This window comes from Pseudomonas sp. P4795, assembly GCF_048822895.1.
Classification (GTDB): domain Bacteria; phylum Pseudomonadota; class Gammaproteobacteria; order Pseudomonadales; family Pseudomonadaceae; genus Aquipseudomonas.
In genome coordinates this window covers 867901-893957 of sequence record NZ_JBMFBT010000001.1, presented here as the reverse complement: position 1 = coordinate 893957, position 26057 = coordinate 867901, and the positions used below count along the sequence as shown (strand labels likewise).

At 62.6% G+C, this 26057-nt stretch carries 11 protein-coding genes; 4 read left to right on the top strand and 7 right to left on the bottom strand.

The window, feature by feature from the left end:
• Window positions 1-92 precede the first annotated feature (92 nt).
• Both ACOI8A_RS03855 and inhA read right to left on the bottom strand, forming a co-directional pair.
• Entirely contained in the window at window positions 93-884 is a 792-nt protein-coding gene (locus tag ACOI8A_RS03855) for a type II CAAX prenyl endopeptidase Rce1 family protein (RefSeq protein ID WP_420648764.1), read from the bottom strand.
• Between the two features lie 148 nt (window positions 885-1032).
• Window positions 1033-1719 carry an isonitrile hydratase gene (inhA, locus tag ACOI8A_RS03850; RefSeq protein ID WP_420648763.1) on the bottom strand — a complete coding sequence of 229 codons (687 nt, stop codon included), beginning with the start codon at window positions 1717-1719 and terminating at the stop codon, window positions 1033-1035.
• Window positions 1720-1807: 88 nt separating this feature from the next.
• On the opposite strand from inhA, the gene ACOI8A_RS03845 reads away from it, so the two are divergent.
• Window positions 1808-2791 (top strand): GlxA family transcriptional regulator, encoded by a 984-nt coding sequence (locus ACOI8A_RS03845; RefSeq protein ID WP_420648762.1) that lies wholly within the window; start codon window positions 1808-1810, stop codon window positions 2789-2791.
• 12 nt (window positions 2792-2803) lie between these two features.
• Here the strand turns inward: ACOI8A_RS03845 and ACOI8A_RS03840 are convergent, their stop codons facing one another.
• The 4 genes from ACOI8A_RS03840 to ACOI8A_RS03825 form a co-directional block, all read right to left on the bottom strand.
• Window positions 2804-3436 carry a BRCT domain-containing protein gene (locus tag ACOI8A_RS03840; RefSeq protein WP_420648761.1) on the bottom strand — a complete coding sequence of 211 codons (633 nt, stop codon included), beginning with the start codon at window positions 3434-3436 and terminating at the stop codon, window positions 2804-2806.
• An 11-nt stretch (window positions 3437-3447) separates the two neighbouring features.
• Window positions 3448-3837 carry a hypothetical protein gene (locus tag ACOI8A_RS03835; RefSeq protein ID WP_420648760.1) on the bottom strand — a complete coding sequence of 130 codons (390 nt, stop codon included), beginning with the start codon at window positions 3835-3837 and terminating at the stop codon, window positions 3448-3450.
• 389 nt (window positions 3838-4226) lie between these two features.
• A complete protein-coding gene (locus ACOI8A_RS03830) occupies window positions 4227-6053 on the bottom strand; it encodes a glycoside hydrolase family 15 protein (RefSeq protein WP_420648759.1) in 1827 nt (608 codons plus the stop codon).
• Entirely contained in the window at window positions 6046-6846 is an 801-nt protein-coding gene (locus ACOI8A_RS03825) for a glucose 1-dehydrogenase (RefSeq protein WP_420648758.1), read from the bottom strand. The genes ACOI8A_RS03830 and ACOI8A_RS03825 overlap by 8 nt, the downstream gene beginning before the upstream one ends.
• Window positions 6847-7021: 175 nt before the next feature.
• Between ACOI8A_RS03825 and ACOI8A_RS03820 the strand changes: the two genes are divergently transcribed.
• The gene (locus tag ACOI8A_RS03820) at window positions 7022-8194 is read left to right on the top strand and encodes an MFS transporter (RefSeq protein ID WP_420648757.1); all 1173 of its coding nucleotides are present in this window, start codon (window positions 7022-7024) and stop codon (window positions 8192-8194) included.
• A 55-nt stretch (window positions 8195-8249) separates the two neighbouring features.
• Here the strand turns inward: ACOI8A_RS03820 and ACOI8A_RS03815 are convergent, their stop codons facing one another.
• Window positions 8250-9383 carry a cupin-like domain-containing protein gene (locus ACOI8A_RS03815; protein WP_420648756.1) on the bottom strand — a complete coding sequence of 378 codons (1134 nt, stop codon included), beginning with the start codon at window positions 9381-9383 and terminating at the stop codon, window positions 8250-8252.
• 131 nt (window positions 9384-9514) lie between these two features.
• Here ACOI8A_RS03815 and ACOI8A_RS03810 point away from each other — a divergent pair, with 131 nt between their 5' ends.
• Window positions 9515-10249, top strand: a complete 735-nt coding sequence (locus tag ACOI8A_RS03810) for a thioesterase II family protein (protein ID WP_420648755.1) — start codon at window positions 9515-9517, stop codon at window positions 10247-10249.
• 243 nt (window positions 10250-10492) lie between these two features.
• On the top strand, window positions 10493-26050 hold the full coding sequence (locus ACOI8A_RS03805) for a non-ribosomal peptide synthetase (RefSeq protein ID WP_420651331.1): 15558 nt from the start codon (window positions 10493-10495) through the stop codon (window positions 26048-26050).
• Window positions 26051-26057: the final 7 nt, after the last annotated feature.

The window sequence follows — 26057 nt, the reverse complement described above, 5'->3', positions numbered from 1 at the left end:
TCCGCAAGGCTTTGAAAGGTTGTCGGCGGCCTCGGGAAATTATTGAATTTTTCTTTCAGTAATAAGTACCGCGTCGCAAAACGCGGCTTGCTTCAGCCGGCCAGCATCGGATAGGTGAACAGTCCGAAATGCAGCAGATTCAGGCCGAAGTGGGTGAGGATCGCCGCACCGAGTCCGCCGAAACGGTAGGCCAGACCATAGCCGACCCCCGCCAGCGTCGCCAGCAACACCCAGGTCCAGCCTGCGCCGATATGCGCCAGACCGAACAACAGGGACGCCAGCAGCAGCGCTAGATTTTCGCCATAAGGCAGGTGCTTGAAACGTCGGCTGAGGCCGCCTTGTATATAGCCGCGAAACAGCGCTTCCTCGACCAGCGTCACCAGCAGCAGATTGTTCAGTACCCACAACCACGCCTGATCCGGCCACTTCGGCGCCCAAGCGATCACGCCGAGCAACAGCGCGCCGCCCAAGGCAAGGATGGCGCTCAAGGCCAGGCCCATTGCCGTTGCATACACCGTCATGCGCAAAGACCGCCGCGCGACGATCCACGGGCAGACCAGCAACAGCCAAAAGCCGAGCAGCGGTTTGTCCTGATTGAGGTGCATCGAAAAGCGCACGGCATTGTCGGTGAGACGCTGCGGTTCGATCACTCGACCGTTATAGAAACCGGGTAGCCAATGCATGGCCAGCGCCACCGCCAGCACGATAAACAGCCCATGGCCGAGATATCGTGCGAACGGTACGGTTTGCTGACGCACGGCGTACCCGGCGAACAACAGCAGCGCTATGGAGATCAGCGCGAGCCAGCCAAGTTGGCCGAAGCTCAATGCCAGTGCGTAGCCGAGGCTGAGCAGGGCGAGTGAGAGCCATGGCAGGGAGGTCATGAAGAATCCTTGTACACATTTTTGGTGGACAGGCTTTCTACACGCACGACCGCCAAAGATCAAAGGATCGCAGCGTGCCGCAGCTCCTACAGTTTAAATGCGATCCCATGTAGGAGCTGCGGCACGCTGCGATCTTTTGATCTTGCTCTCAGCTCAAATTCAACTTCGCCGCAGCACGCTGGGTAATTTCCGTACGTAACTTCAACGAAGGCGCCGCACGCTTGCGCGCCTCCTCGACAACCGCACTCGGTGCAGTCTCGGGGCTACCGGCAGCAAACGGAGGCGCCGGCGCATATTCCAATTGCAGTTGTACCAGTTGCGCAGTGTCGGCACCGACCAGTTCCTGCGCCAGCACCAGCGCAAAATCAATCCCCGCGGTAATTCCGCCGCCGGTAAACAGATTGCCGTCACGCACCACCCGATCCTTCACCGCGATTGCGCCCAGCGTCGGCAGCAGATCGTGATAAGCCCAGTGTGTAGTCGCGCGTTTGCCTTGCAGCAAACCCGCCGCACCGAGCACCAGCGAACCGGTGCACACCGACGTCACATAACGCGCCTGCGCCGCTTGCCTCCGGATAAACGCCAGCGTCTGCTCATCCTCCATCAACGGCCCGACGCCGCCACCGCCAGGGATGCAGATCACATCCAGATCCGGACAATCCTCGAACGTGGTGGTCGGTTTCAACACCAGGCCGGTGCTGGCAGTAACCGGCACCAAATCTTTCCAGATCAGATGCACCTGCACGTCCGGCAACGAAGCCAGCACGTCATACGGGCCGGTGAGGTCGAGTTGCTGTACCTGCGGAAACAACAGAAAACCGATCTGCAAAGTCATGGCGTGTTTCTCAAGAGTGGGGTGGACGGCTTCACTCTAGGCGCGTAGCGTCTGGCGCATACGCCAATCACCCCACGAATTACGCCAAATGCCTAAAGCCATCCACGTACTCGCGTTTGCCAACGTTCAGCTGCTCGACGTCACCGGGCCGTTGCAGGTGTTCGCCACCGCCAATGACATCGCCCGCCAGCAGGGTTCGCCCGCACCCTATGCGCCGACAGTGATCGCCAGCGGTGGCGGGGCGGTAATGTCTTCGGCGGGGCTGGCGCTGCTGGCCGAGCCATTACCGTTGGAGGCCAGCGATACGCTAATCATCTCCGGTGGTTGGGGCGTGTATGCAGCCGCCGAAGACGTTGACTTAGTGAATTGGGTGCGCGATCACGCGGCGGAATGTCGGCGCGTATCGTCGGTTTGCACCGGGGCATTTCTACTCGCCGCCAGCGGCTGGCTCGATGGCCGGCGCGTGGTCACCCACTGGACCCGTTGCGAACAACTGGCCAAGCAGCACCCGCAATTGCACGTTGAACCCAACCCGATCTTCATCAACGACGGTCCGATCTGGACCTCGGCCGGGGTCACCGCCGGCATCGACCTCGCGTTGGCCATGGTCGAAGACGACCTCGGCCGCGACATGGCCCTCGACGTCGCGCGGCAACTGGTGGTGTTCCTCAAACGCCCGGGCGGGCAATCGCAATTCAGCGTGACCCTGTCGCTGCAAAAACACGGCAATCGTTTCGACGAACTGCACGCCTGGATCGCCGAAAACCTCACCCGCGATCTCGGCATCCCGACCCTCGCCGAACAGGCCGGCATGAGTGAACGCAGCTTCGTGCGCCACTACCGCGCCGACACCGGCCAGACCCCGGCCCGCGCCATCGAACTGATCCGCGTCGAAACTGCACGGCGGTTGCTCAGTGACACCGGGTTACCGGTGAAACGAGTCGCGGTGAATTGTGGCTTCGGCAGTGAGGAAACCTTGCGCCGCAGTTTTCTCAGGGCTATTGGTGTGACGCCGCAGGCGTATCGGGAGCGGTTTTCGGTGAGTGGTGCGACTGATCCCGCAATGCCATGACCGTCGCCTCCGCTATCCGAACAAAACCTTCTTCCAATGGTCTTCGCCAACAATAGCAATCGGCACGCCGCTATTTCGCAGCTCTACTGCTTTCTTGATTTTGGTGCCATAGCTGCTGTGAAGCCATTGATCGTTGCCAATGCTACCAACGACTAAATAGTGAATTTTTTTGCTGACAGAGCCGCCGATGATGCCGCCGCGCTCGACTACCAAGGCTTCACAATCTTTGCGCGGCCCGTGTTCCATGATTCCGGTGAATAGAAAAACTCGATCTGCCCAATTCAGATCCGGCGCAGGGTTGTCGAGTGGCAGGGTGGTGGAGGCAGTGGCGGATTGTGGCGAGCCGATGGGCAGACCCGTGAACTGATGCAGCATCTCCAACAATTCCGCCGACTCTTCTGCATGCAACACGTTGTCGCTGAGCATTTGAGCGAGGCGCGTGTAAAGAATGTTAACGACTGGATCGGCCAGGTGAATCAAATGGCTTTCGATCCATGTCTTGAGAAACTCGGCTTCCTGCTGGTTGATTTTGCCGTCAGCGGCGAGTCCGGCAGCAGTACCTACCAAGGCGTCAGCAGAACGACGGTCAATCCGTGCTTGGTGAAAGAAAGCGCTGTTTTGAAATTCCTGATGTAAATCGACCATCGTGCTTCTCCTTAAGCCTCAGTTTCCGCCACTTGATTCAAATACTTGCTGCGATCCGGCGTAAACGTCACCACCATCTTCGTCCGCGAGCAAGTCAGCGCGCGCTCCACGCTCAGATCGATATCCAGATCTTCCCCACGCAAGCCCTGCCACTGCGCAAGGTATTTCAACGAGCCGTACTTTTCGTTTTTCTTCAGGCTGCGACTCGCTCCGCCTTTCCAGCCGAGGACTGGCAGTTCATTGGCGAGGCAACGTTGGGCGAGGTCGGGGAAGCGGGTGGCGCGTTGGCGGCCGATTTCCCAGCATTTGATCAGGCCTTTGTCGGCGGCTTCCCATAGCTGGGTGCGGCTGAGGCCGGTGCGCAGGGGCGCGGCGATTTCACGGTGGATGCGCTGGGTCATTCTGGTTCCTTGAATCGGGTTTTATTGGACAGCTCCGCTGTGCCCGTTGCGGTGGATGGTAGGGGGGGATGTAACAGCTGGCAACAAGGTATTTCGGGGTGTGAGTGCGAGTTACAGCGCAGGCTTCGTTGGGATTTGTTTAATGGTTGCAGGTCGGACGCTGCGCTCATTGTGGCGAGGGGATTTATCCCCGTTCGGCTGCGCAGCAGTCGCAAACCCAGGCGATTCGGTACTTCTGGAGGAATGCGGGGGGATGGAATGGGGCTGCTGCGCAGCCCAACGGGGATAAATCCCCTCGCCACAGGGGGTTGGGGCACCGCTTTCTTTGTAAGTTTTAGTCCTACATTTTCAGAAGTGCATGGGAAATCTCTGACAGCCTGTGACGAGTTTTACGGCTGCCAGACGTTCTTTTCCCCACTCAGCTTGCGATCCAGGAAGCTCGCCGCGCTGATTAACGCCAAATGCGTCAGCGCTTGCGGCGTGTTACCCAGATGCCGGCCGCGACTGTCGAATTCCTCGGCGTATAGCCCCAGCGGGTTGGCGTAGCGCAACAGTTGTTCGAACTCAAGGTGCGCTTTCTCCACCTGTCCGGCGCGGGCCAGACACTCGACGTACCAGAATGAACACGCCGCAAACGCACCTTCAGTGCCGGCCAAACCGTCGATGCCGGCTTCTTCGTTGCGATAGCGGTAAACCATGCCGTCACGCACCAGAGTCTTTTCGATGGCCGCCAGCGTCGATAGCCAGCGCGGATCCTTGGCGCTGACAAAACGCACCAGCGGCATCAACAACATCGAACCGTCGAGGGCGGTGCCGCCCTTGTACTGGACAAAATGTCCGCGTTCTTCATCCCAGAAGTTGTCCCAGATGTCGCTGTAGATCGCCTGACGTGTCGCGTCCCAACGTTCAAATGGCGCCGGCAGCGAGCGTTTCGAGGCGAGGCGAATCGCCCGGTCCAGCGCTACCCAGCACATCAGCCGCGAATGCAGGAAATGATGTTGCTCACCGCGCATTTCCCAAATGCCTACATCCTTGGTATTCCAGGTCTCACAGACTTGATCGACAACTTCCACCACATGTTTCCAGCCCTCGTGGGAAATCGCGTCGCCGTACTTGTTGACCAGATACACCGCGTCCATCAGTTCGCCGAAGATATCCAGCTGGATCTGGTCGTAAGCGCCATTGCCGATGCGCACCGGTTTGGCGCCGCCGTGGCCGGAGAAATGGCTGAGTTCGGTTTCCGGCAATTCCTGACGGCCGTCGATGGCGTACAGGATATTCAGCTTCATAGGCTTGCCGCAGCAATCGCTGACCCGCCCGCGCAGCCAGCGCATGTAATCATTGGCTTCGCCGACAAAACCCAAACGCAGGAATGCGTAAACGGTGAAAGAGGCGTCGCGAATCCACGTGTAGCGGTAATCCCAGTTGCGTTCGCCGCCGGGCGTTTCCGGCAGGCCGAAGGTCGCGGCGGCGAGGATCGCGCCGTGTTTGCGCGAGGTCAGCAGCTTCAGGGCCAATGCCGAGCGGTTGACCATTTCGCGCCAGCGTCCGCGATAGATCGATTGACCAATCCAGTCGCGCCAGAACTTCAGCGTGCGCTCGATACACAATTCGGCCGCACCTTCGGCGAAGCGCGGATCGTCACTGGCGCCGAGCATGAACGCGGCCGTCTCATTTTGCGTGAGGGTGAATTGCGCGACCGCCGCATGTGCGTCAACGCGCATCGGCTGATCGGAGGCCAAGCGCAGGGTCGGCTGGTCAGTAGCGCTGAACGTCACATCGCGTTCGTCGATCTGCGCCTGCGTCTGCGCGCGGGCATAGTCATGCCGCACCGCGCAGCGCATATGGAAAGTCGCCTGCCCGCTGACCACGCGCACCCTGCGCATCAGCAGCGGCAGGGCGTCTTCGCTGTCGCCGATCGGCAGTAGATCGGTGATTTCCACCACCGCGTGTTCGCTCAGCCAGCGAGTTTGCAGGACGTTTGTGTCCGGCAGGTAAATCTGTTCGCGGCGCGCGTCGGGCAAGTCCGGGGCGAGTTGGAAAATCCCTGCGTCGGGACTGTCCAGCAGCGAGCAGAAGATCGTCGGGCTGTCGAATTCCGGCCAGCAGAAAAAGTCCACGCTGCCCTTGTCGTTGACCAGCGCTGCGCTGCGCATGTCGCCGATGATGCCGTGGGCGTCAATCGGACTTTGTCGTTCGGATTGATGCTCAGCCATTGCCACGGAACTCCGGATAGAGGCTCATGCCACCGTCGATGAACAGCGTGGTGCCGACGATGTAATCGGATGCATCGCTGGCGAGAAACACCACGGCGTTGGCCACGTCTTTGACATCGCCGATGCGCCCGTAAGGAATCAGTTTCAGCAGCTCTTCGGCAGCATCGCCCTCGGTCGCTTCTTTGTTGATTGCAGTGCGAATCGCCCCCGGCGCAATGCCGTTGATGCGGATGCGCTGGTGGCTGACTTCCTGCGCCAGCGTCTGCATCAACTGATCGACGCCGCCCTTGGACGCGGCGTAATTCACATGCCCGGCCCACGGAATCCGCTGGTGCACCGAGCTCATGTGGATGATCTTGCCAGCAGCGCGCGACACGCCTTCGCGTACGCCCTGACGGTTGAAAATACGCAGCGCAGCTCGGGCGCAGAGGAACTGGCCGGTGAGGTTGACGCCGATCACTTGGTTCCAGTCGTCGAGGGACATGTCGACGGCGGCGGCGTCTTTTTGCAGGCCGGAATTGGCGATCAGAATGTCCAGCGTGCCGAAGGCATCCAGGGTTTGCTGGAACAAACGCTCGACGTCTTCTTCTTTGGAGACATCGGCGCCAATCGCCAGCGCCTGACCGCCAGCGGCGATGATCTGCCGCGCGAGTTCCTGCGCCGGTTCAGCCTGGCGGTTGTAGTTGATGACCACGGCAGCGCCAGCGGCGGCCAGTGCTTTGGCGGCGCCGTGGCCGATGCCGGAACTGGCACCGGTGATGAGTGCCACTTGGCGGGCGAGGGAGATCTGCATGCAGGGTCGCGCCTTGGGTTGGGGGCTTATTTAGCTGACTGATGCCTGGCCGCGAGAGTTCATCCGCGTACATGAAAAGATCGACATCCAACCCTTCACACTCCACCAACAATTCCACGCTTCCCGGCCCACCAACCTTTATGGCAACTTGGCGGCCCTTGATGAGGCAGCAACCATGGCAAACCCGTACCGCGAACTGTTCAACGCCCCCGGCGCCCGCGCTTTTGTGCTGGCCGGAATGATCGCGCGCATGCCGATTTCCATGACTGGCATCGGCCTGATCACCATGCTTGCGCAATTGCATGGCGGCTATGGACTGGCCGGTGCGGTAGCGGCGACGTTTGCGTTGTCCACAGCATTTTGCGCGCCGCAGGTGTCGCGCCTGGTTGATCGTTTCGGGCAGGGGCGGGTGCTGCCGGTGTCGGCGTTGGTCGGTGGCGGGGCGCTGTTGATGTTGCTGCTGTGCACGCGTCTGCAGGCGCCGACCTGGACCCTGTTTATCTGCGCGGCGCTGGCCGGGTGCATGCCGAGCATGTCGGCGATGGTCCGCGCGCGCTGGACCGAAATCTATCGCGGCCAGCCGCAATTGCAGACTGCTTATGCGCTGGAATCGGTGCTCGACGAAGTCTGCTTTATCGTCGGCCCGCCGCTGTCGGTCGGCTTGTGTGTGGTGGCGTTTCCCGAGGCCGGGCCGTTGGCGGCACTGGTGATGCTGGCGATTGGCGTCACGGCGTTTGTCGCGCAGCGCAGCAGCGAGCCGCCGGTGCATCCGCACGAATTGCAGCATCAGGGTTCGATCATTCGTTCGACGGATGTGCAGTGGTTGCTGCTGTTGATGATCGCCATGGGCGTGATTGTTGGCGTGGTGGATGTGGTCAGCGTTGCGTTTGCCCAGCACCAAGGGCAACCGGCAGCGGCGAGCATTGTGTTGTCGGTGTATGCGATTGGTTCGTGCATGGCCGGTATCGCCTTCGGCGCGATGCGTTCAAAATTGCCGTTGCCGCGTCTGTTCCTCTACGGCGGCGTGGCGACGGCGGTAACGACATTGCCGCTGTTGCTGGCGACGAACATTTTCGGCTTGTCGCTGGCGGTGTTCATCGCCGGGTTGTTCTTCTCGCCGACGCTGATCGTGGCGATGGCGTTGATCGAACGCATCGTACCGCCGGCCAAACTCACCGAAGGCCTGACCTGGCTGGTGACCGGTTTGAGCATCGGCGTGGCCGTCGGCGCGGCGGGTTCCGGCTGGCTGGTGGATGCGTTCGGTGCGCGCAGCGGATTCTGGCTGGCGATTGGCGCCGGCGCCGTGGTACTCGGCTCCGCGGTGCAGAGCTTCCGCCACCTGAAATAGCGGTATCCCTGTAGAAGCAGCGTGTCGCAGCTCCTACAGGGGGGTGTGATCTTCTTTACCAACCCCGTCCCGAGTTCACCCAGAAGTTCACCGACAGCGACGTCGATACCGATTCCACTTGATGGAACCAGCCCTCCGGCAGAAACAGCAGATCCCCGGCCTCCAGCGTCACGCGCAGGAACGTGACGTTGCGCGCCAGCGGGAAGCGCTGATAATCCGGTGCATCCGGGTTGAAGTCGCAACCGTCCAGCCCACCTTGCGGCGCGGTCGACCACGTACCCAGCGCCTGACGGTGGTGCGGCGCGGCGAGGGTGAATTTTTTCTGGCCCCAGACCTGCGCGAACAGGTTGTCGGTGTCATCGCGGTGCAGCGGCGTCAGCGTGCCTTTGGGGCCGATCCAGATGCGCGGCGGGATAAACAGCGCAGCGTCGAAGTAGGGCGGGTACTTGATCTGCTCCATCAATTGCGCGGGCAGGATGTTGTTGCCCATGTACGCCGGCGGCTCGCCGTCCGCGCCTTTGGCCGCCGGGCTGTCCAGCGAGGCGATGAAATCAGCCATGGACGTGGAGCGAAAATCGCGTTCGGTGGAAAAGGTTTTCTTCACGTAATCGCCGTGCCGGGTGATCCCTTGCAGTTCGGCGAAATGCACCAGCGACTCTTCGCGGCTGAGCTTGAACAGCGGCCAGTCATGCAAGGCATCGCGGATCACCACGGGTACCCCGTTGGGCAGGTAGCGGCGTTTGAACTCGTCGACGGACAGCTCGCTGCGCGCGTGCCGCTCGACCACGGTCTGGGTCGGCAGGCTGGCGCTCACGCGCTCGCTGACCCGGGGCGGGGTCGGGTAGCGCTTGTTCATGTCGACCTTTTCCACCGGTGCGGCGCCGTGACGCGCATGGTCGATGATCTGCGGCAGCATCGTCGCCAGGCCCATGTTGCCTGCGATCTTCAGGCGTCCGCTGGCGAACAGCTCTTCGACGTTGGCGATGCCGGCCATGATTCCCAGAAAATCCTTTTCCGCCACCTCAATCGTCACGTCCGGACTGGCATGGCGCCCGGCCTCGGTGCGGCTGCTGGTCTTGATCTCGGACCAGTAGGCCTGATGCGGGCCGAACACGAATTGAAAGACCCCTTCAATACCGACTGCGCCAGCATTGGCGAACAGCTTGCCCAGAATCGTCTGCAGGTCCACGGCGTTGCCTCTTGTTCAGGTTTTGGCGTGAACAGGAAACGTACCGCTTAGTGAAAAATTTACCGGCGCCGCTAACTTTCAGCCGCGCTCGCGCGTTCTCTAAGCAATATGACTTTTGTGAGGTGAGTGCGGTGACTCAATTGACACTGCTGTGCCTGCCGTATTCGGGGGCCAGCGCAATGGTGTACAGCCGCTGGCGGCGCAAACTGCCGGAGTGGCTGAAGTTGCAGCCGGTGGAGTTGCCGGGACGCGGCATGCGTTTCGATGAAGAATTGCAGACCGACATGCAGGCGCTGGTGCAGCAACTGGCCAGGGAATTGCGCGGTTCGCTGAAAGCGCCGTATGCCTTGTTCGGCCACAGCCTGGGCGCGTTGCTGGCCATCGAGCTGGCACATGCGTTGCGGGCGATGGGTTGTCCGCCGCCGGTGGCGCTGTTTGCTTCGGGCACGGCGGCGCCGAGTCTGCGCGATGAATATGACCGCGATCTGGCGCGACCCAAGAGTGACGCTGAGTTGCTGGAGCAACTGCGCGGCTTGCAGGGCACCAGCGACGAAGCGCTGGCCAATGAAGAATTGATGAGCCTGACCCTGCCGATCCTGCGCGCCGATTTTTTGTTGTGCGGCAGCCACCACCCCGTCGAGCGGCCATTGCTCGATTGCCCGGTGCATGTGCTGGGCGGCACCACGGATCGCGCGACCACCGAGCAGTTGATCGGCTGGAGCCGGGAAACCCGTGGCAGCTTTTCCGTGGACATGTTCGCCGGCGGGCACTTCTTCATTCATGAGCACGAAGCCAAGGTGTTGCGCCTGATCAAAGATCATCTGGATATCCATCATCGCCGGCACGCAATCCCCGAAACCGCCTGAACACCACCCGGTCCCTGTAGGAGCTGCGGCACGCTGCGATCTTTTGATCTTGATCCTGAAAAATCAAAAGATCGCAGCCTCGTTTCACTCGACAGCTCCTACAAGGGGTTGTGTGGTTTGCAAAGCCTCGTTTTACCTCCCGCCTGACAGTTGTTCTCAATCGCTAATTTTTCCGGTGTGCATTCGTTTTATAGGGACGACGTGCCTTTGTGGCTGCCAGCCTACTGATCCGGATGCCAAGAAATGAATGCTGAAGACTCCTTGAAACTCGCTCGCCGGTTTATCGGGTTGCCCCTGGAAAAGCGCCAGATGTTCCTGGCTGCCCTGAATAAGGAAGGGGTGGATTTTTCACGGTTTCCGATTCCGGCCGGGGTCGAGGCTGAGGATCGTCAGGCGTTGTCTTATGCGCAGCAGCGCATGTGGTTTCTCTGGCAGCTGGATCAGCAAAGTGGCGCCTACAACCTACCGAGCGCGGTGCGCCTCAAGGGGCGCTTGAACGCCGAGGCGGTCGAGCAGGCCTTCACCAGTCTGGTGGCGCGTCACGAAACCTTGCGTACGGTGTTCGTGCGTCAAGCCGATGAAAGTTTGCAGCAAGTGCCCGCCAGCACGCCGTTGCGCGTCGAGCAGGTTGATCTGCGCGACTTGCCGGACGAGGCCCGCGAGCAGGCAGTGGTGCGCGAAGTCGAGCAGCAATCAGTGTTGCCGTTCGATCTGGCGCAAGGCCCGTTGCTGCGGGTGAAATTGCTGCGCCTTGGCGAGCAGGAGCACGTCCTGCTCCTGACCCTGCACCACATCGTTTCCGATGGCTGGTCGATGAACGTGCTGATCGACGAGTTCACCCGTTGCTACGACGCGCATGAGGCTGGCGTTCAGCCGCAGTTGCCGGCGTTGCCGATCCAGTACAGCGACTACGCGTTATGGCAGCGGCGCTGGCTGGAGGCGGGTGAGCAGGCGCGGCAGTTGGAGTACTGGCAGGCGCGTCTGGGTGATGAACACCCGGTGCTGGAATTGCCTACCGATCAGTCGCGCCCGGCGATGCCCAGCTATCGCGGCACGCGCCATGAGTTCGCCGTCGATGGCGAACTGGCCGAGCAACTGCGCAGCACTGCCCGCCAGCACAACATCACCTTGTTCATGCTGTTGCTCGGCGCGTTCAACGTGTTGCTGCATCGCTACACCGGGCAGAACGATATCCGCGTCGGCGTGCCCATCGCCAACCGTAACCGTGCCGAAGTCGAAGGCCTGATCGGTTTCTTCGTCAACACCCAGGTGTTGCGCACCGAGCTGGACGGGCAGACGCGCGTCGCCGATCTGCTGCGCACTGTCAAAGACACCGCGCTGGGTGCGCAGGCGCATCAGGATCTGCCGTTCGAGCGGCTGGTCGAAGCGCTCAAGCTTGAACGCAGCCTGAGCCACACGCCGCTGTTCCAGGTGATGTACAACCACCAGCCGCAGGTTGCTGACGTTTCCGCGTTGAGCACCGCTTCGGGCCTGCAACTGAGTGCGCTCGACTGGCAAAGCCGCACCACCCAATTCGACCTGACCCTCGACACCTATGAGCAGGGCGGCAAGCTGCGCGCGGCGCTGACGTACGCCAGCGACATGTTCGACGCCTCGACCATCGAACGCATGGCGCGGCACTGGACGCGGCTGTTGCAGGCGATGGTCGGCGACCCCGATCAGCGCATCGGCGAATTGCCGCTGCTGGATGCGGATGAACTCAACGTGCTGGTGCACGACTGGAACCACACCGCCCAGAGCTACCCGACCGAACACTGCATGCATCAGCTGATCGAAGCCCAGGCCGAGCGCACGCCGGATGCCACGGCGCTGGTGTTTGGCGACGTCGCGTTGAGCTATGCGCAACTGGATGCCCGTGCCAATCAGCTGGCCCATCTGCTGCGTGAGCAGGGTGTCGGGCCGGATGTGCTGGTGGGCATCGCGCTTGAGCGTTCGATTGAAATGGTCGTCGGTCTGCTGGCGATCCACAAGGCTGGCGGCGCTTATGTGCCACTCGACCCGGAGTATCCGCAGGAACGTCTGGCGTACATGATCGAAGACAGCGCGATTGCGCTGCTGCTGACCCAGAGCAGTCTGCTTGAGCGCCTGCCGACCCAAGGCGTGAACGTGATCACGCTCGATCAGGACGCCGACTGGCTGGACCGCTACAGCGACGCACGCCCGGCTGTGGCGATGCACAGCCTGAACCTTGCGTATGTGATTTACACCTCCGGCTCCACCGGCAAACCCAAGGGTGCCGGCAACAGCCACGCCGCGCTGGTCAATCGTTTGTGCTGGATGCAGCAGGCTTATGCGCTGGATCACAGCGATGCGGTGCTGCAAAAGACCCCGTTCAGCTTCGACGTGTCGGTCTGGGAATTTTTTTGGCCGCTGATGAGCGGCGCGCGGCTGGTGGTGGCTGCGCCGGGCGAACATCGCGAACCGGCGCGACTGATCGACACCATCAACCGCCAGCAGATCAGCACGCTGCACTTTGTGCCGTCGATGTTGCAGGCGTTCATTCACGAGCCGGGCGTCGAAGCCTGCACCAGCCTCAAACGCATCGTCTGCAGCGGTGAAGCGTTGCCGCTGGATGCGCAATTGCAGGTGTTCGCCAAACTGCCGCAGGCCGGGCTGTTCAATTTGTACGGGCCGACCGAAGCGGCCATCGACGTGACTCACTGGACGTGTGTCGATGAAGGCGCCGACAGCGTGCCGATTGGCCAGCCGATCGCCAACCTGCGCACTCACGTGCTGGACGCACAATTGCGTCCGGTGCCGGCCGGTGTGGCGGGCGAGTTGTACCTTGGCGGTGCCGGTCTGGCGCGCAGTTACCATCGGCGTCCGGCGCTGACGGCTGAACGTTTTGTGCCGTGCCCGTTCCACGCTGGCGCGCGGCTGTACCGCACCGGCGACCGCGTACGCCAACGCGCCGATGGCGTGATCGAATACCTCGGGCGTCTCGATCATCAGGTCAAACTGCGCGGCTTGCGCATCGAACTGGGCGAAATCGAAACCCGCCTGATGCAACATCCGCTGGTGCGCGAGGCCGTGGTGCTGGTGCCGGGTGGCAAACATCTGGTGGCGTATCTGGTGCTCGAAGACGCGGCGCCGGATGAGCAATGGCCGCAAACCCTCAAGGCCTGGCTGCTCGGCAGCCTGCCGGAATACATGGTGCCGACGTACCTGATCCCGCTGGCCAGGCTGCCGGTGACCGCCAACGGCAAGCTCGACCGCAAAGCCTTGCCTGAGCCGGAAGCGGCGGTGCAGCAAGCGTTTGTCGAGCCGCAGGACGCCATGCAAATCGCCCTGGCGCAGATCTGGCAGCAGGTGCTCGGCGCCGAGCGCATCGGCCTGGAAGACAACTTCTTCGAGCTGGGCGGCGATTCGATCATCTCGATTCAGGTGGTCAGCCGCGCGCGGCAGGCGGGGATTCGTCTGAGTCCACGCGATCTGTTCCAGTACCAGACGGTGCGCAGTCTGGCGCTGGTCGCGAGCTTCGAGCAGCACACCACGCTCGATCAGGCACCGGCCACTGGCGCGGTACTGCTGACGCCAGTGCAACATGCGTTCTTCGAACAACCGATGGCCGTGCGCGGACATTGGAACCAGTCGTTGTTGCTGACGCCACGGCAAGCCTTACAAGCGCCGCTGCTGGAGCGAGCGTTGACCCAACTGCTCAACCAGCACGACGCGCTGCGTCTGCGCTTCAACCAAGGCGCGCAAGGCTGGCAACAGGCTTACGCCGATGTCGTCAGCGAATCCGGTTTGTGGCAGCGTCAGGCCGACAGCGACGATTCGCTGGCCGCTCTGTGCGACGCAGCGCAGCGCAGCCTTGATCTGCACGACGGCCCGTTGTTGCGCGCGCTGCTGGTGCAGATGCCCGATCACACGCAACGCCTGTTGCTGGTGATCCATCATTTGGCGGTGGACGGCGTGTCGTGGCGGGTGCTGCTGGAGGATTTGCAGCAGGCCTACAGCCAACTGGAAAGCGGCGGTGGCGTGGTGCTGCCGGCGCGCACCAGCGCCTATCAGGCGTGGGCCGAGAAGCTGCATCAATATGCGCCGCAACTCAGTGCAGAGTTGCCGTACTGGCAGCAACAAACGGTGGTCGCCGAACTGCCACGCGACCGTGCGGATGGCAGCCTGGAAAACCGCTTCGGCCAGAAAATCGAAGTCAAGCTCGACAGCGCGCTGACCCGACAACTGCTGCAAACCGCACCGGCGGCCTATCGCACGCAGGTCAACGATCTGCTGCTGACTGCGCTGGCGCGGGTGGTTTGCCGCTGGAGCGGGCAGCCATCGACCTTGATTCAACTCGAAGGCCATGGCCGCGAAGACCTGTTCGATGAACTCGATCTGACTCGCACTGTGGGCTGGTTCACCAGCCTGTTCCCGGTCAAGCTGCAACCCGTCGAAACCCTGGCGGATTCGATCAAGTCGATCAAGGAACAGCTGCGCGCGGTGCCGGGCAAAGGTCTCGGTTACGGACTGTTGCGCTACCTCGGCGAGGCGCCGGCGCAACAAGCGCTGGCGGCCCTGACACCGCCGCGGATCACCTTCAACTACCTCGGCCAGTTTGATCGCCAGTTCGACGAAACCGCGCTGTGGGAACCGGCCCGCGAGCGCAGTGGCGTGGCCCAGGACGAACACGCGCCGCTGGCCAACTGGCTGACGGTGGAAGGTCAGGTGTATGGCGGCGAGCTGGCGCTGCAATGGGGTTTCAGCGAGCAGATGTTCGACGCGGCGACCATTCAACATTTGGCCGATGCCTATGCCGCTGAACTCAAAACCCTGATCGAGCATTGCTGCGCAACCCCGGCCGGGCAGGCGACGCCGTCCGACTTTCCGTTGGCCAGCGTCAGCCAGCAACAGCTGGAGGAACTGCCGCTGAACCTGTCGGCCATGGAAGATTTCTACCCGCTGTCACCGATGCAGCAGGGCATGCTCTTTCACACCCTGTACGAGCCGCAGGTTGGCGCCTACATCAACCAGTTGCGCCTGGATATTCAGGGTCTGGAACTGACGCGTTTCACCGCTGCATGGCAAGCGGCGCTGGAGCGCCATGACATTCTGCGCAGCAGCTTCCACTGGCTGGGTCTGCACAGCGCGCATCAGGCGATTCATCGTCAGGTCGAGCTGCAATTGCAGGTGATCGAGCAAGCGGATGCCGACCTCGATGCGCTGGCCGATGCCGAACGCGCGCGTGGTTTCGAGTTGAGCGCGGCGCCGCTGTTCCGTCTGCAACTGGTACGCACTGGCACCAACGATTGGCACCTGATCTACACCAGCCACCACATCCTGATGGACGGCTGGAGCAACGCGCAGTTGCTTGCCGAAGTCATTCAGCATTACGCCGGGCAGGCGCCGGGCAAACCGCTGGGGCAGTACCGCGATTACCTCGGCTGGTTGCAGCAACAATCGGCGAGTGCCGGCGAGCAGTTCTGGAAAACCGCACTGGCGCCATTGCCAGCGCCAACCCTGCTGGCCGAAGCGCTGCGTCCGCCGCAGGGCGGTCAGGGCAGCGCCGAGTATCGCGTGGCACTCGACGTGCCGAGCACCCAGCGCCTGGCGGATTTTGCCCGCCAGCAGAAAGTCACCCTGAACACCGTGATGCAAGCGGCGTGGGGCCTGTTGCTGCAACGCTATACCGGCCAGGATTGCGTGGCGTTCGGCGCGACGGTGGCCGGACGTTCAGCGGCATTGCCGGGCATCGAGCAGCAATTGGGGCTGTTCATCAACACCTTGCCGATGGTCTGCAGCGCAGCGCCGGATCAGCCGGTCGGCCAATGGCTGGGCGAACTGCAAGCCTTGAACCTGAGCATGCGCGAGTTCGAACACGTGCCGCTCTACGACATTCAGGGTTGGGCCGGGCAACAGGGCACGGCGCTGTTCGACAGCCTGCTGGTGTTCGAGAACTTCCCGGTGGCCGAAGCGCTCAAGCGCGGCGCGCCGGCCGGGTTGTCCTTCGGCGAGTTGCACAACCATGAACGCACCAACTATCCGCTGACCCTCGGCATCGAGCTGGGGGCTGGCCTCAGTCTGGAATTCAGCTACGACGCGGCACGTTTCAGCGCCGCGCAAGTCGCGCAACTCAGCGCCAACCTGCAACACCTGCTGGCGCAAATGGTCGCGACGCCGAATAGCCATCTCGGCGCACTGCAACTGCTGGATGACGCTGGACGTGCGGCGGTGCTGGCCGTCAGCCAGCCGCCGGCGTTGCATCTGCGCAGTGACGCGCTGGTGCATCAGCGTTTTGCCGCGCAAGCCGCTGCGACCCCGCAAGCGCTGGCGCTGCAAGTCGGCGAGCAACAACTGAGCTACGCCGAGTTGAATGCGCAAGCCAACCGTCTGGCCCATCGTCTGCTGGAACTCGGCGTCGCGCCGGGACAGCGTGTCGGCCTGGCCATGCGTCGTGGCCCGCAGTTGATCGTCGGCCTGCTGGCGGTGCTGAAAAGCGGCGCGGCTTACGTGCCACTCGACCCGAAATACCCGGCCGAGCGTCTCGCGTACATGATCGAGGACAGTCGCCTCAATCTGCTGCTGTGCGAGACCGGCCTGCTGCAAGATTTGGCGCTGCCGGACGCGCTGACGCGTCTGAGCATCGGTGATCTGCAACGTGAACTGGCCGGCTATGCCGACAGCGATCCACAATCCACAGCGCTCGCTGCTGACCTTGCGTATGTGATCTACACCTCCGGCTCCACCGGGCAACCGAAAGGCGTGGCCATCGATCATGGCGCGCTGCGCGAGTTCTGTCAGACCGCTGCCGAGTATTCGCGGCTGACTGCCGAGGATCGTGTGCTGCAATTTGCCACTTTCAGCTTCGACGGCTTCGTCGAGCAGTGCTATCCGCCGCTGTGTGTCGGTGCGGCGCTGATCATGCGCGGTGACGAGCCGTGGGATGTCGGCCAGTTGGCGGCCGAGATCGTCGCTCACGACGTGACTCTCGCAGACTTGCCGGCGGCTTACTGGTATCTGCTGGCGCGCGAATGCGCCAACGGCAGCGTGGCCGGGCTGGGCAACCTGCGTCAGGTGCACGTCGGCGGCGAAGCCATGTCGGTGGAGGGCTTGCGCCTGTGGCACGCGGCGGGGCTTGGCCATGTGCGCTTGCTCAACACCTATGGCCCGACCGAAGCGACCGTGGTTTCGAGCGTCCACGAATGTACGCTGGACGATGCCAACGACACCTTCGGCATTCCGATTGGTCAGGCCACGCCGGGCCGTGCGTTGTATGTGCTGGATGCGGCGGGGCAATTGTTGCCCGCTGGCGGGGTCGGCGAGTTGTGCATCGGTGCAGCGGCCTGTCTGGCGCAGAGTTACTTTGATCGTCCGGGATTGACTGCTGAACGCTTCCTGCCCGATCCGTTCTCCAGCGAACCGGGTGCGCGGCTGTATCGCAGCGGCGATCTGGCACGCTACAACGAGGCGGGGGCGCTCGAGTACGTCGGGCGCATTGACCATCAGGTGAAAATTCGCGGTTTCCGCATCGAAATGGGCGAAATCGAAGCCTGCCTGCAAGCGCTCGAACAGGTGCGCGAAGCGGCAGTGATCGCCCAGGACGGCCCGGGCGGCGCGCAACTGGTGGCGTACGTGGTGGCGAGCGATGCTTCACTGTTCGCCGCCGACCTGACTGCGCAAGGTGCATGGCTTGAACAGCGCAAAATCGCACTGCGCCAGGCGCTGCCGGAATACATGGTGCCGGCGCATCTGGTGCTGTTGGCGGCACTGCCGCTGAACAACAACGGCAAGCTTGATCGCCGGGCTTTGCCGGCAGTCGATATGAGCCAAAGCCAATACGCGTTCGTCGCGCCGACCACGCTCTTGCAGCAGCAATTGGCGGCCATCTGGGAAGCGGTTCTGCAGGTCGCGCCGATTGGTCTGGCCGATCAGTTCTTCGAACGTGGCGGTCATTCTTTGCTCGCCACTCAAGTGATTTCGCGGGTGCGGCATGAACTCAAACTCGACGTGCCGTTGCGCGTATTGTTCGAGCAGCCAAGCCTCGGCGGATTTGCCCAGGCCTGCGCCGAGCTGAGCGCCAGCCATTCGCTGCCGATGCTCGCGCTGGAGCGCGGCCAGCCGCTGGCGTTGTCGTTTGCCCAGGAGCGCCAGTGGTTCCTCTGGCAGCTTGAACCCGACAGCGCCGCCTACCACGTGCCGACCGCATTGCATCTGCGCGGTGCGTTGCATGTCGAGGCGCTGGACCAGGCATTGCAGGCGCTGGTGGCACGCCATGAATCGCTGCGCACGGTCTTCGTCGAAGAACCTGCACAAACCCTGCAAGTGATCCGCCCGGCCCAGCGGCTGCTGATCGAGCGCGACCGTTTCGCTGCGCACGCCAGCCAGGCACAACTGAAGGCGCGCGTGGAAGCCGAAATCCAGCGTCCGTTCGATCTGCTCAACGGCCCGCTGCTGCGGGTGCTGTTGCTCGAATTGTCGAGCGAGCACCACGTGCTGGTGATCACGGCTCACCACATCATTTCTGATGGCTGGTCGATGCAGATCATGGTCGATGAATTGGTGCGCTTGTATGGCGGTTTCAGTCAGGGGCACGAAGTGCAGTTACCGCCGTTGGCGTTGCAATACGCCGACTACGCCGTGTGGCAGCGCCAGTGGATGAACGACGGTGAAAGTGCCCGGCAACTGGCCTACTGGCGCGAGCGGCTGGGTGGCGAACAGCCGGTGCTGGAATTGCCGTTCGACTTCCCGCGTCCGGCCCAGCAGAGTTTCCGTGGTGCGCGCTTCGACTTCGAGCTGCCGGCTGATCTTGCGCAGCAGCTCAACGCACTGGCGCAGCGTGAAGGCGTGACCTTGTTCATGCTGTTGCTGGCCTCGTTCCAGACCTTGCTGCAACGCTACAGCGGGCAACGCGACATTCGCGTCGGCGTGCCGGTGGCTAACCGCAATCGTCTGGAAACCGAAGGCCTGATCGGCTTCTTCGTCAACACTCAGGTGCTGCGTGCCGAGGTCGATCCGGAATACGGTTTTGACCGCTTGCTGCAACAGGTGCGTCAATCGGTGCTGGATGCCCAGGCCTATCAGGATCTGCCGTTCGAACAGCTGGTGGATGCCGTGCAGCCGCAGCGCAGCCTGAGCCACAGCCCGTTGTTCCAGGTGCTGTTCAATCACCAGAACCTTCAGCGTGTGCCGACCGGGTTGGCGGGCTTGCAGATCGAAGGCATTGCCTGGGACAGCGCTGCGGCGCAGTTCGACCTGACGCTGGACACCGCCGAAGTGCCGGACGGTCTGGCGGCCTCGCTGACTTACGCCACCGATCTGTTCAAACCCGCGACCATCGAACAACTCGCGCGCCACTGGCTGAATGTGCTGCGCGCGGTGAGCCTTCAAGCGTCGCAAGCCATCGGCGATTTGCCGTTGCTCGACCATGCCGAACAACAGTTGATCATGGCCGACTGGAACAGCCTTGAACTGACGCAACCGACCGAGCAGACCATTCATGCGCTGGTCGAGGCGCAGGTCGCCGCCACGCCGCAGGCGTTGGCAATGATCTTCGGCGAGCAATCGTTGAGCTATCAACAACTGAACAACCGGGCCAATCGTCTGGCGCTGCAACTGCGTGAATTGGGGGTTGGCGCCGAGGTGCGGGTCGGCGTGGCGCTACCGCGTTCGGTGGAAATGATTGTCGCGCTGCTGGCCGTGCTCAAGGCTGGCGGCACCTACGTGCCGCTGGACCCGAGCTACCCGGCCGAACGTCTGGGCTACATGCTCGAAGACAGCCACGCTGCATTGTTGCTGGTGGGTGTCGACGGTCAGTTGGCGGGGTTGGCCACACCGGGTCTGCGCGTGTTGGTCGTGGCGCCCGAAGCGGATGATCTGCCGCCCGTGGCTGACCTGCCGGCGCTCAGCGTGGCCGATAACCTCGCATACGTGATCTACACCTCCGGCTCCACCGGTAAACCCAAGGGCGTGGCGATCACGCATCGCAACGCGGCGGCGCTGATCCAGTGGGCACACGGCGTGTACAGCCAGCAGGATCTGCAAGGGGTGTTGGCCTCGACCTCGATCTGCTTCGACTTGTCGGTATGGGAGCTGTTTGTCACCCTGGCCGGTGGCGGTTTCTTCGTTCTTGCGCAAAACGCGCTGGAGCTGCCGGACTTGCCGGCGCGCGACCGCGTGACGCTGATCAACACCGTACCGTCGGCGATTGCCGCGCTGCACCAGGCCGGACAGATTCCGCCGGGCGTGCGCATCATCAACCTCGCGGGCGAGCCGCTCAAGCAAGTGCTGGTGGACGCCTTGTATGGCCAGCCGTCGCTGCAACACGTCTACGACCTGTATGGCCCGTCGGAAGACACCACCTATTCGACCTATGTACGGCGTGAGGCCGGTGGCCAAGCGAGCATCGGCCGACCGCTGGCCGGCACCGACAGTTTTGTCCTCGACGCGCGCCTGCAACCGGTGCCGTTGGGTGTGGTCGGTGAGCTGTATCTGGCCGGCGCGGGCATTGCCCGGGGCTATCTGCTGCGTCCGGACCTGAGCGCCGAACGTTTCGTGCCGAACCCGTTCAGCACCAGCGGCGAGCGCCTGTATCGCACCGGAGATCTGGTGCGCTATCAGGTCGACGGCCAGATCGAATATCTGGGGCGCGTCGATCATCAGATCAAAGTGCGCGGCTTCCGTATCGAGCTGGGCGAAATCGAGAAACGCCTGCTCGCGCATGCCGATGTGCAGGAAGCGGTGGTGGTTGCGCGCGACAGCGGCCACGGCACGCAACTGGTCGGCTATGTGGTCAGCGACGCGCAAGCGCCTGTGCTGGATCAAGAGCTGCGCGCCTGGCTCAAGGAAACCCTGCCGGAATACATGCTGCCTGCGCAGTTGATGTTCCTCGCGCAACTGCCGCTGACCCCCAACGGCAAGCTCGATCGCAAAGCCTTGCCGGAACCGGATTTCAGCGCCGCGCAAGCCACTTACCTGGCGCCGCGCAATCCATTGGAGCAGGCGCTGGTGGCGATCTGGCAAGACGTGCTGAAGCTTGCGCAAGTGGGCATCAGCGACAACTTCTTCGAACTTGGCGGCGACTCGATCGTGTCGATTCAGGTGGTCAGTCGGGCGCGTGCGGCGGGGATTCATTTCAGCGCCAAAGAGCTGTTCCAGCATCAAACCATTCAGGACCTGGCGCGGGTCGCGCGACAGTCCGCGGCGCCGGCGCTGATCGATCAAGGGCCGGTGCGTGGCGCGACGCCGCTGCTACCGATCCAGCACGATTTCTTCGCTCAGGCGATTGCCGAGCGTTCGCACTGGAACCAGTCGCTGCTGCTGCGGCCTGCGCAAGCGCTGAACGCCGAAGCGCTGGAGCAAGCCTTGCTGGCGTTGCTTGAACATCACGATGCATTGCGCCTGAGTTTCGCCCCGGCCGCCCACGGTTGGGACGCGCTGCACCTGCCATTCGACGCGCAAAGCAGCGTGCTGTGGCAGGCCGATGTGGCCGATGCTGCGGCGCTCGAAGCCTTGTGCGACAAAGCCCAGCGCTCGCTGCACATCGAGCACGGGCCGTTGCTGCGCGCAGTGCTGGCGCAGATGGCTGATGGCAGTCAGCGGCTGTTGCTGGTGATCCATCACTTGGCGGTCGACGGGGTGTCGTGGCGGATTCTGCTGGAGGATTTGCAGAACGCTTACGCTCAGCGTGTGCAGGGGCAAACGCTGCAACTGCCGCTCAAGACCAGCGCCTTCAAAGCGTTCGCCGAGCGTATGCGCGAATACGCGGTGAGCGCGCCGGTGCAGGCCGAACTCGCTTACTGGCAGGCGCAAGGTGCGCTGGCCGAGCTGCCGTGCGACAACCCGGCGGGCAGTCTGCAAAACCGTTATGCGGCCACCGTGCAGAGCCGACTCGACACCACCCTGACCCGGCAACTGCTGCAAGACGCCCCGAGCGCCTACCGCACGCAGGTCAACGACCTGTTGCTGACCGCACTGGCGCGAGTGATCTGCCGCTGGACCGGGCACGCAGCGACCGCGATTCAACTTGAAGGGCATGGCCGCGAAGAGCTGTTCGATGACATCGACCTGACTCGCAGCGTGGGTTGGTTCACCAGCCTGTTCCCGGTGCGCTTGACTCCGCAAACCCGCCTCGACGACTCGATCAAGGCGATCAAGCAGCAACTGCGCGATGTGCCGAACAAAGGTCTGGGTTTCGGTGCCTTGCGCTACCTGGGCGATGCCGAAACGCAAGCAGCGCTGGGCGGCATAGCGATGCCGCGCATCACCTTCAACTACCTCGGCCAGTTCGACAGCCAGTTCGATGAGCGCTCGCTGTTCGTCCCGGCCAGCGAAAAGGCAGGCGCCGAGCAAAGCGAAACGGCACCGCTGAGCAACTGGTTGTCGCTCAACGGCCAGGTGTATGGCGGCCAATTGAGTCTGGACTGGAGCTTCAGTCGCGAGATGTTCGACGAAGCGACCATCCAGCGTCTGGCGGATGACTACGCCGCCGAACTGGGCGCGTTGATCGACCATTGCCTGCGCGCCGACAGCGGCGGTTTCACTCCGTCGGACTTCCCGCTGGCAACGCTGCAACAGGCGCAACTCGATGGCCTGGGCCTGATCGCCCGGGACATCGAAGACATCTATCCGCTGTCACCGATGCAGCAAGGCATGCTCTTTCACAGCCTGTTCGCCGCAGGCACTGGCGACTACATCAACCAGATGCGCGTCAGCGTGCAGGGGCTTGAAGTCGAGCGCTTCCGCGACGCCTGGCAAGCCACCGTGCAAGCGCATGCGGTGCTGCGCAGCGGGTTCATCTGGACCAGCGAGCAGGAGCAACCGGTGCAGGTGGTGCAACGCCACGCGTTGTTGCCGTTCAGTGTTCACGACTGGCGCACTCGGGCCGGGCAGGAACAGGCGCTGGAGGAGTTGGCCAGTGCCGAACGCGCAAGCGGTTTTGATCTGACACGCGCGCCATTGTTGCGTCTGGTGCTGGTCCGCACGAGCGATGACACCCATGAGCTGATCTACACCAGCCACCACATCCTGATGGACGGCTGGAGCAACTCGCAGCTGCTCGGTGAAGTGCTGCAACGCTACAGCGGTGCAGCGCTGCCGAGCCGTGTCGGCAGCTACCGCGATTACATCGGCTGGCTGCAACGTCAGGACGCGCAGGCCAGCGAAACCTTCTGGAAGGCGCAACTGCGCCTGCTGGATGAGCCGACCTTGCTGGCGCGGGTCTGGGCGGATGGCACGCAAGTCGCGGCCAGCGGCCACGCCAGCCACACGCAATTGCTCGACAGCGTGCAGACGCGCAGTCTGAGCGAGTTTGCCCGTCGCCAGAAAATCACCGTCAACACCGTGGTGCAGGGCGCCTGGCTGTTGCTGTTGCAGCGCTACACCGGTCAATCGGCGGTGGCGTTCGGCGCGACAGTCTCGGGTCGTCCGGCGGAATTGCCGGGCGTCGAGCAACAGGTAGGCCTGTTCATCAACACCTTGCCGGTGATCGCCGCGGCGCGACCGGAGCAAGCACTGGGTGCATGGCTGCAAGCCTTGCAGGCACAGAACCTGGCACTGCGCGAGTACGAACACACGCCGTTGTTCGATATTCAGCGCTGGGCCGGGCAGGGCGGTGAAGGCCTGTTCGACAGCTTGCTGGTGTTCGAGAACTACCCGGTCTCGCAAGCCTTGGAACAGGGGGCGCCGCAGGGCATGCGGTTCGGTCAGGTGTCGAGCCATGAACAGACCAATTTGCCGCTGACCGTGCTGGTGGATCTGGGTGAGACCCTGGCGCTGGAATTTGCCTATGCACGCCAGCACTTCAGCGCCGACGTGATCGAGCAGATCGCCGGGCAGATGCAGCATCTGTTGCTGCAATTCAGCCAGGCCTCGGCCGAGCATCTGATCAGTGACATGCGTCTGCTCGATGCTGCACAGCAACAGTCGGTGGTGCAGGACTGGAACCGCCACAGCGCGACCTTCCCGCAGACCACCAGCCTGCACCAACTGATCGCCGAACAGGCGCGGCGCACGCCACAAGCGATTGCCGTGAGCCTGGACGAGCAACAGCTGACCTACGCGGAGTTGAACCAGCGCGCCAACCGTCTGGCGCATGCGCTGATCGAGCGCGGGGTCGGTGCCGACGTGCTGGTGGGGCTGGCGGCCGAGCGTTCGCTGGAGATGATTGTCGGCCTGCTGGCAATCCTCAAGGCGGGCGGGGCTTACCTGCCTCTCGACCCGCAATACCCGGCCGAGCGTTTGCAATACATGGTCGAGGACAGCGGCATCAGCCTGCTGTTGATGCAGCCGGGAGTGCTGGCGCACGTCGCTCTGCCGAATACCGTCCAGACGTTACTGCTGGGCGAAGAGGGCGCGGGTTATCCGTCGACCGATCCGCACGTCACGGTCGACAGCGACAACCTCGCGTACGTGATTTACACCTCCGGTTCCACCGGCAAACCCAAGGGCACGCTGCTCGCGCATCAGCAGGTGTTGCGCCTGTTCGACGCAACCGGACACTGGTTCAACTTCGGCCCGCAGGACAGCTGGACGCTGTTCCACTCGTATGCGTTCGACTTCTCGGTCTGGGAAATTTTCGGCGCGTTGTTGCACGGTGGGCGGCTGGTGATCGTGCCGCACGCGGTCAGTCGTTCGCCGCAAGAGTTCTACGCGTTGCTCTGCCGTGAGCAGGTCACGGTGCTCAACCAGACGCCGTCGGCGTTCAAGCAACTGATGCAGGTCGCCACTGATGCGCAGCAGACCGCGCAACCGGCGCTGCGCTACGTGGTGTTCGGCGGCGAAGCGCTGGAGGTCAAGAGCCTCAAGCCGTGGTTCGACCGTTTCGGCGACAGTGCACCGCAATTGGTGAACATGTACGGCATCACCGAAACCACCGTGCACGTGACTTACCGGCCACTGACCCTGGCCGACTTGCACAACGCTGCCGGCAGCCCGTTGGGCGAGCCGATCCCGGATCTGTCGTGGTACGTGCTCGACGCCGATCTCAACCCGGTGGCCAAGGGTTGCATCGGTGAACTGCACGTCAGCGGCGCCGGTCTGGCGCGTGGTTATCTCAATCGTGCTGACCTGAGTGCGCTGCGCTTTGTGCCGAATCCGTTCAGCGCCCACGGGGCGCGGCTGTATCGCACCGGTGACCTGGCGCGTTATTGCGCCGACGGCCGGATTGAATACAGCGGCCGGATCGACCATCAAGTGAAGATCCGTGGTTTCCGTATCGAGCTGGGCGAAATCGAGGCGCAGTTGCTTGCCTTGCCGGGTATTCGTCAGGCCGTGGTGCTTGATCAACCGGGCGCCGGCGGCGTGCAACTGGTGGCGTACATCGTCGCCGCGCAAGCGCTGGACGCGGCGCAGCAGGGCGCATGGCGTGATCAAGTGCGCCAGGCACTCAAGGGCAATCTGCCGGATTACATGGTGCCGGCGCACCTGCTGCTGCTCGACAGCTTGCCGCTGACAGCTAACGGCAAACTCGACCGCCGCGCCTTGCCGCAACCGGACGCGCATTTGTTGCAGGGGGCTTACGTGGCGCCGGTCAGTGAGCTGCAACAGCAGATCGCCGAAGTCTGGGGCGAAGTGCTCAAACTGGAACGCGTGAGCCTCAGCGACAACTTCTTCGAACTCGGCGGCCATTCGTTGCTGGCGACGCAAGTGGTGCTGCGTTTGCGCGAGCTGCTGGGCTTCGAAATACCGCTGGCGAGCCTGTTCGGCAGTGCCGATCTCGCAGCGTTCAGTGCTGCGGTGCAAGCCCTGCAACCCGATTTGCAGCCCGTTCATGATGTTTTGGCTAAATCCTTGGAGGCCCTCAATCGTTTATCAGCAGATGAACTTGAAAAACTGATTTCCTAACGAGGAC